This is a genomic window from Streptomyces sp. NPDC005266 (assembly GCF_040607655.1).
Lineage (GTDB): Bacteria > Actinomycetota > Actinomycetes > Streptomycetales > Streptomycetaceae > Streptomyces.
In genome coordinates this window covers 195,149-207,808 of record NZ_JBEXHC010000008.1, presented here as the reverse complement: position 1 = coordinate 207,808, position 12,660 = coordinate 195,149, and the positions used below count along the sequence as shown (strand labels likewise).

The 12,660-nt window shown below is 71.0% G+C and carries 16 protein-coding genes; 7 read left to right on the top strand and 9 right to left on the bottom strand.

What is annotated here, in order from left to right; genetic code table 11:
• Positions 1-122 precede the first annotated feature (122 nt).
• The 6 genes from ABZU99_RS18175 to ABZU99_RS18150 all read right to left on the bottom strand — a co-directional run bounded on the left by ABZU99_RS18175 (position 123) and on the right by ABZU99_RS18150 (position 5,508).
• The gene (locus tag ABZU99_RS18175) at positions 123-896 is read right to left on the bottom strand and encodes a GntR family transcriptional regulator (RefSeq protein WP_355952231.1); all 774 of its coding nucleotides are present in this window, start codon (positions 894-896) and stop codon (positions 123-125) included.
• A gap of 125 nt (positions 897-1,021) precedes the next feature.
• Positions 1,022-1,600: a hypothetical protein gene (locus ABZU99_RS18170; RefSeq protein ID WP_355952234.1), complete on the bottom strand. Its 579-nt coding sequence runs from the start codon at positions 1,598-1,600 to the stop codon at positions 1,022-1,024.
• 323 nt (positions 1,601-1,923) lie between these two features.
• On the bottom strand, positions 1,924-2,577 hold the full coding sequence (locus ABZU99_RS18165; protein WP_356044740.1) for a bifunctional 4-hydroxy-2-oxoglutarate aldolase/2-dehydro-3-deoxy-phosphogluconate aldolase: 654 nt from the start codon (positions 2,575-2,577) through the stop codon (positions 1,924-1,926).
• A gap of 246 nt (positions 2,578-2,823) precedes the next feature.
• Positions 2,824-3,789 (bottom strand): sugar kinase, encoded by a 966-nt coding sequence (locus ABZU99_RS18160; protein ID WP_356044743.1) that lies wholly within the window; start codon positions 3,787-3,789, stop codon positions 2,824-2,826.
• A gap of 166 nt (positions 3,790-3,955) precedes the next feature.
• Complete coding sequence (locus ABZU99_RS18155; protein ID WP_356044745.1) at positions 3,956-4,777, bottom strand: SDR family oxidoreductase; 822 nt, start codon at positions 4,775-4,777, stop codon at positions 3,956-3,958.
• Between the two features lie 302 nt (positions 4,778-5,079).
• Positions 5,080-5,508: a ribonuclease gene (locus ABZU99_RS18150; RefSeq protein WP_356044747.1), complete on the bottom strand. Its 429-nt coding sequence runs from the start codon at positions 5,506-5,508 to the stop codon at positions 5,080-5,082.
• 168 nt (positions 5,509-5,676) lie between these two features.
• On the opposite strand from ABZU99_RS18150, the gene ABZU99_RS18145 reads away from it, so the two are divergent.
• Positions 5,677-6,342, top strand: a complete 666-nt coding sequence (locus ABZU99_RS18145; RefSeq protein ID WP_355953195.1) for an XRE family transcriptional regulator — start codon at positions 5,677-5,679, stop codon at positions 6,340-6,342.
• Positions 6,339-6,521, top strand: a complete 183-nt coding sequence (locus ABZU99_RS18140) for a DUF6126 family protein (protein ID WP_355953192.1) — start codon at positions 6,339-6,341, stop codon at positions 6,519-6,521. The genes ABZU99_RS18145 and ABZU99_RS18140 overlap by 4 nt, the downstream gene beginning before the upstream one ends.
• A 22-nt stretch (positions 6,522-6,543) precedes the next feature.
• On the opposite strand, the gene ABZU99_RS18135 is transcribed toward ABZU99_RS18140, so the two are convergent.
• The gene (locus tag ABZU99_RS18135; RefSeq protein ID WP_355953189.1) at positions 6,544-7,368 is read right to left on the bottom strand and encodes an AIM24 family protein; all 825 of its coding nucleotides are present in this window, start codon (positions 7,366-7,368) and stop codon (positions 6,544-6,546) included.
• Between the two features lie 690 nt (positions 7,369-8,058).
• On the opposite strand from ABZU99_RS18135, the gene ABZU99_RS18130 reads away from it, so the two are divergent.
• The 5 genes from ABZU99_RS18130 to ABZU99_RS18110 all read left to right on the top strand — a co-directional run bounded on the left by ABZU99_RS18130 (position 8,059) and on the right by ABZU99_RS18110 (position 10,535).
• The gene (locus ABZU99_RS18130; RefSeq protein WP_356044752.1) at positions 8,059-8,286 is read left to right on the top strand and encodes a hypothetical protein; all 228 of its coding nucleotides are present in this window, start codon (positions 8,059-8,061) and stop codon (positions 8,284-8,286) included.
• Complete coding sequence (locus ABZU99_RS18125; protein ID WP_355953183.1) at positions 8,283-8,828, top strand: sigma-70 family RNA polymerase sigma factor; 546 nt, start codon at positions 8,283-8,285, stop codon at positions 8,826-8,828. Before ABZU99_RS18130 ends, ABZU99_RS18125 begins: the two co-directional genes overlap by 4 nt.
• Positions 8,815-9,291, top strand: coding sequence for a hypothetical protein (locus ABZU99_RS18120; protein ID WP_355953181.1), 477 nt, complete (start codon positions 8,815-8,817; stop codon positions 9,289-9,291). The genes ABZU99_RS18125 and ABZU99_RS18120 overlap by 14 nt, the downstream gene beginning before the upstream one ends.
• A gap of 195 nt (positions 9,292-9,486) precedes the next feature.
• Complete coding sequence (locus tag ABZU99_RS18115; protein ID WP_355953178.1) at positions 9,487-9,633, top strand: hypothetical protein; 147 nt, start codon at positions 9,487-9,489, stop codon at positions 9,631-9,633.
• 26 nt (positions 9,634-9,659) lie between these two features.
• Positions 9,660-10,535 (top strand): hypothetical protein, encoded by an 876-nt coding sequence (locus ABZU99_RS18110; RefSeq protein WP_356044756.1) that lies wholly within the window; start codon positions 9,660-9,662, stop codon positions 10,533-10,535.
• A gap of 392 nt (positions 10,536-10,927) precedes the next feature.
• On the opposite strand, the gene ABZU99_RS18105 is transcribed toward ABZU99_RS18110, so the two are convergent.
• A complete protein-coding gene (locus ABZU99_RS18105; protein WP_356044761.1) occupies positions 10,928-11,284 on the bottom strand; it encodes a hypothetical protein in 357 nt (118 codons plus the stop codon).
• Between the two features lie 154 nt (positions 11,285-11,438).
• Entirely contained in the window at positions 11,439-12,626 is a 1,188-nt protein-coding gene (locus tag ABZU99_RS18100; protein WP_356044764.1) for a helix-turn-helix transcriptional regulator, read from the bottom strand.
• Positions 12,627-12,660: the final 34 nt, after the last annotated feature.

Sequence of the window (12,660 nt, the reverse complement as noted above, 5' to 3'; positions counted from 1 at the left end):
TGTACGCGGCCGGGGCCACCGCATGATCGGTCGGCCCGGCCGCCGCCCAAGTATCCGCTACGGGCGGCCGCCGGGGCTGCGGGGGTCTTCAGCGGTGGGCCGCCGCCCGGGCGCGGCGGCGGTCAGGGGCGTACGAGCAGCTGGAACTCGAAGGCGTAGCGCGAGGCCCGGTAGGTGTGCGAGCCGAACTCGACGGCCCGCCCGGTGTCGTCGTAGGTGGTCCGCTCCATGGTCAGCAGCGGCGCGCCCTCCGGCTCGCCGAACCGCTCCCCCTCCTCGGCGGTGGCCGCGCGGGCGCCGACCGCCTGGCGGGCACTGTGCAAGGTGATGCCGGCCGCCCGCATCAGCCGGTAGAGCCCGGTGTTTTCCAGCTCCGCGCTGTCCAGCTTGAGCAGACCGGCGGGCAGGCGGTTGGACAGATGCGCCATGGGCTCGCCATGGGCCAGCCGCAGCCGCTCGATCACCACCACCTCGGTGCCCTCGGCGATCCCGAGCGCGGCGGCGACCTCGGCGGTCGCCGGCTCGGTGGCGTGGCGCAGGACGCGGGTGGCGGGGCGCTGGCCCGCCGCCTCCAGGTCGTCGTAGAGGCTGCTCAGCTCCAGCGGGCGCTTGACCTGGCTGTGCACCACCTGGGTGCCGACACCCCGGCGGCGTACCAGCAGGCCCTTGTCGACCAGCGACTGGATGGCCTGGCGGACGGTGGGCCGGGACAGCCCGAGCCGACCGGCGAGCTCGATCTCATTGCCGAGCAGGGATCCGGGCGCCAGCCGCCCCTGTTCGATCGCCGCCTCGAGTTGCTGGGACAGCTGGAAGTACAGCGGGACCGGGCTGCTGCGGTCGACGCTGAACCGGAGCGCTTCCGCCCCGCCAGAGGAGTCTTCTTCCTGCGTTGCCACGGGGCGAGCGTATCCGGATGAGCACATGACGGGAAGTCGTGAAGTTCTGTTGTCCGGACAAACTACTCGATCATGCCGAGGATGCTGTCGCCGGTCGGGGCCGCCGACCCCTGGAAGGCCCGCTTCTAGAAAGCCCGCTCGCGCAGCCGTGCGGCGGACCGCCACAGCCGCACGGCGCCGGCCACCGGGAGACTGACCGCCATCAGCAGGGCGAGCACGACCGCGGTGGCGCTGATCCCGTCGAACACCGACGAGAAGACGAGGGCGAGGCAGGGCACCGTCACCAGGGGCGACAGCACGAACAGCGTGGCCTGCCGCTTCTCGCGCCGCCCCCACGGCGCGGACCGCCACAGCCGTACGAGAGCGGCGAAGGCGGCGACCAGCCCGAGCGGTATCCCGATCCCCGGGACGAGGCACAGCGGCACGGGCAGGACGGCGAGGACGAGGGTGACCCAGGTGCCCCCCACGTTCTCCGGCTCGGGAGGGATGCTGCCCCACTCCTCGGCCAGCGCGTCGTGTGCGATCTCCAGCGGAGTCCCGAGCCAGTCGAGCACCTCTCGCACCCGCTCCTCGCCGACCTCCACATCACCGTCCACCGCGAGGGCCGCCTCGATCTCCTCGCGCAGATCCGCGAGCAGTTCCTCACGCCGGTCGGCGGGAAGCGCGGCGGTCTGCTGCTCGACCGAGGACAGGTACGTCCGCACGAGAGGGTTGCTTAGGGCGCTGGGCATATCGTCTCTCCGGGGCGAGGAAACGTCCGCCGGCCCAGGGCATATGACCGGCATCCGTCAGCGTGTAGTACGTCGTGACCTCCCGCTGCCGGATTCGCGCAAATGCGCAATCGCGACGCCGGGCACGACCTCCTGGGTACGGACGGGGCGGGCGGTATCGGCGGCACGCACACGGCGCATGATCACAGGGCACTCAGGTTGGCAGAAGTCACCGCCGCCGTGAACCCGTTGACCGCCTGCTGGGATGCGGTTGCGCTCCACAGGAATCCGCCGTCCGCACGCCGTCCGTACCTCAGTCAGTACGGCTCCGGCCCGGTCTCCGGCGGCGGCGCCACCTCCGCGAGGCGGGCCAGCAGCTCGGAGACGCGCTTGGAGACGGTGTCACGGTCGCCTTCGGAGAGCGCCGAGCCCATCCCGCAGGCCACCGCCCCGGCGGCGATCCACTCCGGGGCCTCGGCCGGGGTCACCCCACCGGTCGGCACCACGGCGGCCTGGGGCAGCGCGGCCCGTACATCGGTGATCCATCTGGGTCCGTAGGCCGAGGCGGGGAAGAGCTTCAGGGCGTCCGCGCCCAGCTCCATCGCGCGCAGCGCCTCGGTGGGCGTTGCGACGCCCGGGAAGACCGGCAGCCCATAGCGGTGGCCGGTGCGGATCACCTCGGCGTCCAGGCTCGGGGAGACAAGGAAGCGGGCGCCCGCGTCGACCGCCATCCGGGCGGAGGCCGCGTCGAGTACCGTGCCCGCGCCGATCAGCGCGTCATCGCCGACCTCACGGATGAGCGTGGTGACCGCCTCCAGCGCGAAGGGCGTGGTCAGCGAGATCTCCAGGCTGGTGATGCCGGCGGAGAGCAGGGCGTCCGCGGTCGCGTTGGCGTGGTCGTAGCTGTCGCTCCGGACAATGGCGAGGACGCGCTGAGCAAGCGCGGCCCGGGTGATCTCCCAGCGGTACACGGCGGTCGCCGCCTTTCCTCTCCGAGGGTCTGCCTGTAATGCCGCCCCGGATTGCCTCCGGGATATGCGGCATTTTCGGTGTGCGGTTGACGATGTGCGGTGCTGTGGTGCGCTTGGTGATCCGCTCGGGGATCCTTACGTGTTTGCGTCTCTGCGTCTATCCGCGTGCTCTGCTCGTGCTGTCCGCGTGCTCTGCCCGTGCTGTCCGCGCGCTCTGCCCATGTGCGTGAGCTGCGGAAACCCGGCTCAGCGGTGGACCGCGCCGCCGCCCTCGGTCAGCTCCGTGAGCGCCCGGTCCCGCGCGGCGGCGGTGGGCAGCCCGTCCGTATCGGTGGCGGCCTGGACGACGAGCGCGGCGACGCAGGCGGCCTCGGCGAGCGCCTGATGCTCGTGCAAACCTCGCAGCCGGGCCGACAGATAGCCCGCCGCGAAGCCGTCACCGGCGCCGACCGGGTCGACGACCGGCACCGCATGGGGCGACTGGTCCCAGCGGCCGTCCACGGTGAGGACCGACGAGGAGTGGTCGGCGCGCTTGATCACCACCTCGGAGCCCGCGCCGTGCAGCAGCTCCCGGGCAGCCTCGTCGGCCGGCTGGGCGGTCAGCAGCTCCAACTCGTCCTCCCCCGCGAGGACGATATCGGCCTCGCGCAGCAACGGCCCGGCGGTCTGGGCCCACTGGGCCGCGCCGCCCAGCTTGCTCCGTACGTTCGGATCGAAGGACACCCGCGCCCCCGCCTCCCGGGCCAGCTCCACCAGGCGCCGGCTCGCGGCGGCCGCGGTCGGCGACAGCATCGGCGTGATCCCCGACAGGTGCAGCAGCCGGGCGCCTTCGAGAGCCTCGGGGCGTATCTGCTCGGGGGTGAGCCGGGAGGCGGCCGATCCCATCCGGTAGTACTGCACATCGATGGCGCGGTGCGGATGGCTGTCGCGCATCATCAGTCCGGTGGGGGCGTGGTCGTCCACGATGGCGTGCGCGACATCCACACAGTCGGCGCGCAGCTCGCGCAGCACCGCCTCGCCCGCCGGGTCGGCACCGACCCGGCCGAGCCAGCGCACCCCATGGCCGAGCCGGGCGAGCCCCACGGCCACATTGGACTCGGCCCCCGCCACGGAGCGGCGGAAGTGCACGGCCCGGTCCAGCGGAACCCCGGGCTCGGCGAGCAGGAGCAGCATCGCCTCGCCGCACGTGACCGCTTCCGGACCGTTCGCCACCGGTGCCTCCCCGCACGTCCGCTTCTACCGAAACGTTATCGGGAAGGAGCGACATGGGGCCGCCCGGGGTTCCGAGATCGTTATGAGCGACGTCAAGGCGACACCCGGGGGAAGTCATGGTGATTCCATGACCGCGCCGTGAACGTACGGTCGAACGTACGGTGCGTCAGACGGTGGGAGTGGTGCCCCCGTCGATGACGTACTCGGCGCCGACGACGGCGGACGCGCGGTCGGAGACGAGGAAGGCGACCAACTCGGCGACCTCCCGCGGCTCGTTGGGACGGCCGAGCGGAATGCCGCCCAGGGAGTCCATCAGCCGCTCCAGGGCCGCTTCGGGGGCGATCCCCGCCCCTTCGGCGATCCGGTCGACGAGGGCCTCCGCGGCGGCGGTCCGGACAAAGCCCGGGGAGACGGCGTTGACCCGTACCCCGTACGGGGCGACCTCATTGGCCAGGCCCTTGCTGTAGGTGGTCAGCGCGGCCTTGGCGGCGGCGTAGGCGAGCGTGCCGTTCCACAGCGGCATCCGGCGCTGGATCGAGGTCACGTGCACGATCGCGCCCTTCCCGGCCTCGATCATCCCGGGCAGCAGCCCGCGGTCCAGCCGGACGGCGGCCAGGAGGTTGATGTTGAGCTCCTTGGCCCACTCCTCCTCCCCCAGGACCGCGTACCCGCCGGCCGGCGCGTCCGAGCCGCCGAGATTGTTGACCAGGATGTCGACTCCGCCCAGCCGGTCGAGCGTCTCGGCGACGACGGTGGCGGCCCCCTCGGCGGTGGCGAGGTCGGCCGCGATGAACCGCTGCGGATCGAGGCCGTCGGGGCGGCGGCGGGCGGTCACCAGCACGGTGGCGCCGGCCTGTGCCAGCCGGTCCGCGGTGGCCGCGCCAGAGCCCTGGGTGCCGCCGGTGACCAGGGCCCGGCGGCCGTCCAGCCCGTCGTCCGGAGCTGGGGTGAGGGGTTCGGCGAGGGGTTCGGCGGCGCGGGTGCTCACAGGCCCACGGTACGTCGGCGGAAGATCACCGGCACCGCGCCGCGACCGGCTGCCCCCACCATGTGCTGCGGCCGGCTACCCCGCCCATGTGCCGCGACCGGCCACCCCGGCCATGTGCCCCGACCGGCTACCCCCACCATGTGCCGCGACCGGCTACCCCCGCCATGTGCCGCGACCGGCCACCCCGGCCATGTGCTGCGGCCGCTGCCCTGGCTCAGGGCAGCGGCCGCGCGGTGCGGGGGGTGGCGATCCTCGTGGATGGCGGTCCTCGTGGGTGGCGGTCCTCGTGGATGGCGGCCGGATCAGCAGCCGTGGTCCACCAGGTCGAACGTCGCGTAGTGGTCCGCGGTGTAGTAGTCCTCGTCCGTCTTCTCACCGGTGACGACGCGGCGGGCGCCGCGGTCGTCGGAGCCCGGCGTGATGACGGTGTACTCGTGGTAGTAGCCGGAGGACTGGGACGGAAGGACGCCCTCGCGGTTCTGGAAGACGGTGCCGTCCTGCGGGTACGGGAAGGGCCCGCCCTTGTCGATCAGGTTCAGGGTGTCATGGGCCTGGGACGGCAGGTCGGAGTAGCAGATGTCGCCGACGGCGGCGATGACCCGGGCCGATGCGACGGTCCGGGGCGTGGGCGACGCGGTGGCGGTGGCCGTGGCGGCCGTACCACCGACGATCAGCGCCGAGGCGAGGGCGCCGAGGGCACCGATGCGGGCGATCCGTGGGGGGATTTTCATGCGCATAGCATGACGCGCGTAGACCATGGCATGTCAATGCCAAGTGCCTTTCGTTCCACGGGAGTTCACAAGACCTGCGCGAATCGCCACAAGGGGTAACGGAGCCGTAACCTTTGCCTGCTAGGCAAAAGTTTTGCCTCTGGGGCATAACCTGGCTATACCGGAGATATGAATCCGATCCCCCACGGGACTGCGGACGGACCCACCGACGAAGCGGCCGGCGGCGCGCCCGCCGAGCTGCCCACCGTCGCCCCCCGCCTGCGTGACCTGCGTCGACGCAGCGGACTGACGCTCGAAGCCGCCGCCCAGCGCGCCGGCCTCTCGCCCGCCCATCTGTCCCGGCTGGAGACGGGCCGCCGCCAGCCCTCGCTTCCGATGCTGCTGACCCTGGCCCGCACCTATGGAACCACGGTATCCGACCTGCTCGGCGAGGCAACGCCCGAGCGGGACCCGATCATCCGGGCCGACCGCATGGACGCGTCCGAGGCGGGCGGCTGGACGTACTGGCAGGCCGGCGGCTCGGGCCGGGCCATGCAGGCGCTGCGGCTGCATGTGCCGGAGCGGTCCGGCCGGCAGGACGAGCTGGTACGGGTCCACCCGGGCGAGGAGTGGCTGTACGTCCTCCGGGGGCAGCTGCGGCTGACCCTCGGCGACGCCGTCCACGTACTCGACGCCGGCGACGCCGCGCACTTCGACTCCCTCACCCCACACCGCATCGCCGCCGCCTCCCCCGGCGGCGCGGATGTGCTCTTCGTCCACACGCTGCTGCAGAGCGGCGCGGCCGAGCTGTGCCTCGGCGACACCGCCAGCGGAGGAAGGCCTGTTACCCCGTGAACGATCGCACCCACGACCACCACGACGGCTCCACCACCGACACCCCGGCCCCGAAGGTGATGAACGAGGAGGACAGGGCACCGATGTCCCTGACCGTCCGGGTCTTCATCTATCTCGTGGGCGTCCACTTCATCGCCGCGTTCCTCTTCCTGCTCTTCTACCTGGGCGGCGCGAAGTAGCGGCGCGCGCCCTCGCGTCGTCTCACCCCGCGTTGGTGGAGAACAGCCCGCCCGTCGGCCCCTGCTTGTCGCCGCCCTGCGCCTTTTTGAGGGCGTTCGCCAGGCCCTCGATGGTGAGCGACTGCAGAATCACCCGGCCGTTGCCCTCCAGCGTGGCCAGCGACAGCCCCTCGCCGCCGAAGACCGCGTTCATCAGCCCCTGGCGGTTGAGCCCACCGATGCGCTGCACCCCGTACTGAATGCCTTCCTCGAAGGCCACGATGCAGCCCGTGTCGACCTCGATCCGGCCCCCGAAATCGGCCGGATCGAGGTCGATGAAATTGCCCGCACCACAGATGATCACCGTGCCGGTCCCGGTGAACTTCTCCAGGATGAACCCCTCACCGCCGCTGCGCCCCGTCTTCCCGCCCTGGAACGCGATACCGAACTCCACGGTCGACTCGGCCGCCACAAAGGCGTCCTTCTCCGCGAACCAGGCCCGCGTCCCGTCCAGCTCCAGCGCCCGCATCTCCCCCGGCAGCACCCCCGCGAACCCGACGGTCCCCTCACCGCCGGTCGAGGTGAAGTACTGAAACGCCAGCGACTCCCCCGCCAGTGCCCGCTGCCCCACCTGCATCGCGGTCCCCATCGCCTGCCGCAGCATGCCCCCCATGCCGCCGTTGCCGCCGCCCCCGCCACCCCCTGCGGGCTGACCCTGAGAGCTCGGCCCGGACAGCCGGGTCTCCATCGTCACGTTCGCCGTTTTGAACAGGAACTTCCCGGCCTCGCAGTAGACGGTCTGGTTCGGCTTCAGGCTGCAGACAGCCATCTGCATGGCGTTGCCGACGATCTCTTGCTGCAGGGTCACTGCCGGTCTCCTCAAGCTGGCCGTAATCGGACATCCGGGTCAACGATCGACCCGAACCGTTCGGTTCCGGCTGGTGGCACACGCCTCCGGAGGGCGCCTGCGCATCACTCGTGTGTGCTGGAAGCCTCGCGGTCGCCCGGGATCGCCCGGGACACACCTTCGGTGGCTGGTTCCGCCTCCGCACACCGTATCCGTCGCTTGGCGAGGCGCCGCTGTCCGCAGTGGACGGGGCCTCCGCCCCGTGGTGGGACGACGCTGCCCCTCTCCCCACGAAGAGGACCGCACACCGGGCAACGTCACGGCGGCTTGTGGTTCAGCACGGCGCTCCGCGCCGCCCGGGCGAGGGGGCTCCGCATGCGGACAGGCCAGTGCGATCCCGCGTATGTCCCGCGACGCATGAAGGGTGCTTCCGGTGGGACACCGCTGCCCACAGCAGCAAACCCTCCGATCTGGCGTACTGCCTGATGAGAGGGCTATTTAGGGGGCTGCTCTGCGGTGCCCCGGCAGGATTCGGGCCTGCGCACACGGCTCTACCGGCGGTGGGTGAAGAAAATTCCGGGCCCGATGACGCATTCTCCCGCTCGGCTGCGTCTACAGGATGGTCGGCCGTTCTTCTTCGGCGGCCATCGGACTCGGCCCCACTGGGACCGGGGTCCGAGGCGATCGATACACCGAGAGGGGGAGCCGTCGATGACCGCAGTCGACGACGCCTTCCCGCGCGACCTCGCGGCGCGCCCCCGGGCGGAGAGCAGGGCCAGCCAGGTCCTCGCCGCCCTCATCACCGCCCGTGAGTTCACCTCCGACAGCCGCCCGACGCCGCGCCACACCGTCGGTTCCCGGTTGCCGGGCCATCAGTCCGCCGCCCCGACGACAACGCACGCTGCCGGCGTCGCGCGTGTCACCGGGAGGGACACATGAGCGGAGGGTTCGACGTACGGGAGGACTTCAAGGCATGGCTGTGCGAGCACACCGAGCCGCTCCGTCTGACCGCGCGCAGGCACGCTCGTGACCACCAGGCAGCGGACGACGCCGTGCAAATCGTTCTGGAGCGCTTCTGGAAGAAATGGGAAGACGCGGAATTTCGCGAAAAGGTCAAGAATACGCCTGGATACGCGCAGCGCTGCGTGATCAATGCGTGGCGCTCCACGGAGCGCAGCGAGACAGCAGAACGTGAGCGTCTCAAGAAATACGGCTCCGGCGAGCTGGTGCCGGAAACCCAGGACCTGTACTCCGACATCGAGTGGAAGCTGAGTTTACCGCCCATGTTGGAGATGCTGGAGCCCACCTGGCGTTCCGTCATTGAACTGCGGTACCAGCAGGGCAAGTCGTTCCCCGAGATCGCCGCCGTCATGGGCATCTCGGAATCGACCGCCCGCCGATACGACAAGGGGGCTCTGGATGCCCTCTCGAAAGCCGAACGGGCATGGGGAGAGAAAGGAGGCCGGGATGGACCTCCCTGAGCGTCTCGCCCTGGCGTCCCAACACCCTTCCCCGGATTCGGTTCGGCCCGACACGGAGGAATTTCTCGCCCGGGTGTTCCCGGAGCTGGGATTCCCCTCTCCACTGGCTTCTGTCCCAAGGGCCGACCGCGGTGCGGTCGGCCCCGGGCAGGCCGAATCCGAGGTTCGCGTCGTCCAGGAGTCCCGGGAGGAACTTCTGGACGAGCTCCGAGAAATCAGCCGGAACATCGGCGGAAAGGATGGAAACCGACTCCGACGAATCGCGGAAATCGTGGAGCTTCTGGACGATGAAGAAGCGGCCTACGTGTGGTGGCGCCACGCAGCGGAGGCCGGCGACCCGGTAGCGGTCGCAGTCGTCGAGGAACTTCATCCCGAACAGCACCACCCGGGAGAACGGCCCAGCGTTGTCCCGTTGCTCGACTCGATCGTCCCTAAACGGGGGGCGGGGACGATCGAGGTGTGATGCAACACTTGCGGATGCTGTGAACACGGGGTCCAGCATCGCAAGTGTCGGGGGGAATTGGGGTCCGGCTTCGGGACGGGGAGGTTCCGAGGCCGGGCCCCGTCTTATTCTTCCTCAGCTATGCACCCTCAACGCTGACGGAATGCCCTCTCGGGCCGCGTCTTCTCACTGACACCACACCGAGGAGGCACAGCAGTGGACACGACCCACAAGGGCCGGCACAGGCGATGGGCAGCGGGCCGGATCTACGCGAAGAAGGGACTCGGCGCGGCCATCAGTGCGACGATCGCCTCACTGATCAAGCTCGGCTGGGAATACGTACGCCGGGAGCACGGCCTGTGAACACCTCATGGGAAAGGAGCACGACGATGGAGGACAGCGCCTCGGCGGAGGACAGCCACTCGGCGACGGCCCGCAGGATGTGGGCCCTGTTCGAACCCATCCACGCGGTCACCTACTTCGCGCCGGAGGCCCACGCGGCGTACGAGGACGCGGGCCTGCGCGGCTTCTGGCGCGGCTACTTCACCGGCCGCGCCGCGCCTCTCGGCCCCGTCGGGCCGGAGCCCGTCGTGGCCGCCTTCTTCAGCTTCGCCCCCGCCATGGTCGCCCGCGCCCTGCCCGACGCCTGGGCCCTGACCGCCCCCGAACGCGCCCTGGAGCTCCGCCGCGCGGGCGCCGGGAAGGCGCTACGGCGTCTGCTCGCCGGATACGAGAGCGAAGTGGAACGCGCCGCCGAGGCCCTGGTCCCCCGGGCCGCCGGCCTGGACGGCTCCGGGCGCGTCCTGACCGCCGCGAACGCCTCGCTGGACTTCCCCGACAAGCCCGTGGAACGGCTGTGGCACGCCACCACCCTCCTGCGCGAACACCGCGGCGACGGCCACGTCGCCGCCCTCGTCTCCGCCGGTCTCGACGGCTGCGAGGCCCTCGCCCTCCGCGCCGCCACCGACCTCCCCCGCACCGAACTCCAGCCCTACCGCGGCTGGACCGACCAGGAGTGGGAAGCGGCCGAGCATCGCCTGACCGAGCGCGGCTGGCTGGACCCGTCCGGCTCCGCGACGGACGCCGGACGCGAGGTGCTGCGCACGGTGGAGGAGGCGACGGACCGAGCCGCGGAGCGGCCGTGGCGGGCACTGGCCCCCACTGAGGCCGACCAACTGGCCCGCCTGCTCACCCCCCTGGCAAAGGCCTGCGCCACGGCCCTCCGCTTCCCCAACCCGATCGGGCTGCCCGAGCCGGTGTCGTGACCGGTCAGCCGACGCTGCCCGTCCGTCCGCGTGTGCTGTCGCGCTGCGCCCGGCGGTAGGCGCGCAGCAGCGCCCGGCCGGTCTCGCAGCCCCCGGCGGGCTCCCGGCAGCGTGGGCACCCCGCGATATGGCCGAGAGCCACGCGCCATGCCTCGTCAGTGTCGCCGTCGTTTGTGTCGCGGCCGGAGCCGGGGGCCATCATGTCGTACGCCCCCGGTTACGAGCGCGGCGCAAGGCCGCGATCTCGGCGAGCGGGTCATGTTGCTTCGGGAAGCTGGGGGCGCAGCGGGGACACGCGTACGCGGTGTGGCCGCCGGCGCTGGCTCCGTGCCCCACCGCGACGATCACCGGCTCACGGGTCGGCAACTGGCAGCGGAGGCAGACCCGGGACGTCACCGCGTGTCCTCCTCGCCCAGCGCGGCAATCGCGGCCAGCACGAGCGCCCCGCGCAGCAGCGCCCCATCGGTGAGGTAGCGGCCAGGGCCGATGGGAATGCGCCAGTGCGTGCCCGGCCGCGTCGTTCGACGCACGGGCGGCACACCGAGATAGGTCGTCGTGGCAGTGGAGGGGCCGAGTACCCGCACCTGTCGCAGGTTCCACCCCTCGGCGGCGCCCGGCCGCACCAGCCAGTACATGGGCCCGTGCCTGTCTTGGATGACCGCGCCTGAGTGAGGGCCGAGCAGCTTCAGCGCATGCTCCCCGACGGACTCGGACGCCTTCACGGCGTCCCACCATCGGCCTGCGGGCACGAGCGCGAGGCCGCCTCCGCTCGGTGGACACCACTGCTGTAGGGGGGGGTTAGCACTCATTCCGCTTCGCCTCGATCATGGGCCTGCTTGTGTGGACGGGGCGATCCTGGTCCAGCACACGAACCACAAGTGACCCGGCGAGGGTCAGTCGGGCTCACCCATCGGCGGCATGACACCACTCGGCGAAGTGCGTCAGCGTTTCGGCATCGGCACGCTTGAGCCTCCGCAGCGTCGCGGCGTCCTCGCGCACCCAAGCGTGCTCACGGGTGTGTTGCGGAGCGATCCTGCGAGCCACCTTGAGCGACTCGAAGGCAGCATCCGGCAGCCCGGACCACAGTTGCGCCCGGGCAAGCTCGATGTAGAACCCTGATCTGCGCTCGGCGGGAAGAGTCAAGGGCGGCGCCCACGCACGGGCAAACTCAAGCGCACGGTGTACATGAGCATCACCGAGGCTCACAGCGACCGACACTTCATGGACGCGGAGGCTGTCGGGCCCGAACGCGGTGCCCTGGTACACGCCTTCGGACACCGCGTCCGCGAAGCGATGGGCCTCGCGCAGATGGAGGCTGGCGGCATCGGCATCACTCGCCCGCCCCGCCATGACAGCGGCCCTCATGTGCAAGGCCCCTCGTGAGGCTACGGCCGCCACGTCGAGGGGAGCGGGCATGGCGTCCATCGCGGCTTCCAAGGCCCGTAAGCCTGGACCGTACGCGTGGGCGGCGAAGAACGTCTCTGCCCGCACATACGCCACGGTCGCGGCCACGAGAGGGTTCTCGGCCTGCGGCTCTGCCCAGCGCATAAGGTCGACGAGGCGAGCGGACAGATCCAGCGCGCCGTACTTGTACGCCACGGCGTCGGCGGCTCGATAAGCCGAAATCAGCAGCTGAGCCGCCTCCGCTCGCTCGGCCGTCGGCGCGGTGTGGACCGCACGCGACAATTCGGCGATCAACTCGGGCAGCCGTCGGGCGATCCGCACGTACTGAGCCGCGAGGCGCCAGCTCACCGCGTCGGACACCGAGGAACGTAGCTCGGGCAAGGAGCGCACAGGCCCGTCGCCAGGGATGTCGTAGGCAGCGATGGCCGCGGAAAGTCCGGGCATGGCGTCGTGGACGCGGGATGCGGCCCAATCACGGTTGCCGAGAAGCCGGGAGGGATCGACCCCAAGAGCCGCCCCGACGGCTTCCAGGACGTTCTCACTCGCTCCGCGCGCACCTCGCTCGATCTTGCGCAGAGTGCCGACGTGGATGTTGGCCGCATCGGCGAGCTCCTGCTGGGTCATGCGGGCGACGCGACGGTGATAGGCGATGCGTTTGCCCAGATCGCGCTTTGGTTCTCGTGGCACACCGACTCCGTTCGGGGTGCCCGAAGAGTACCAA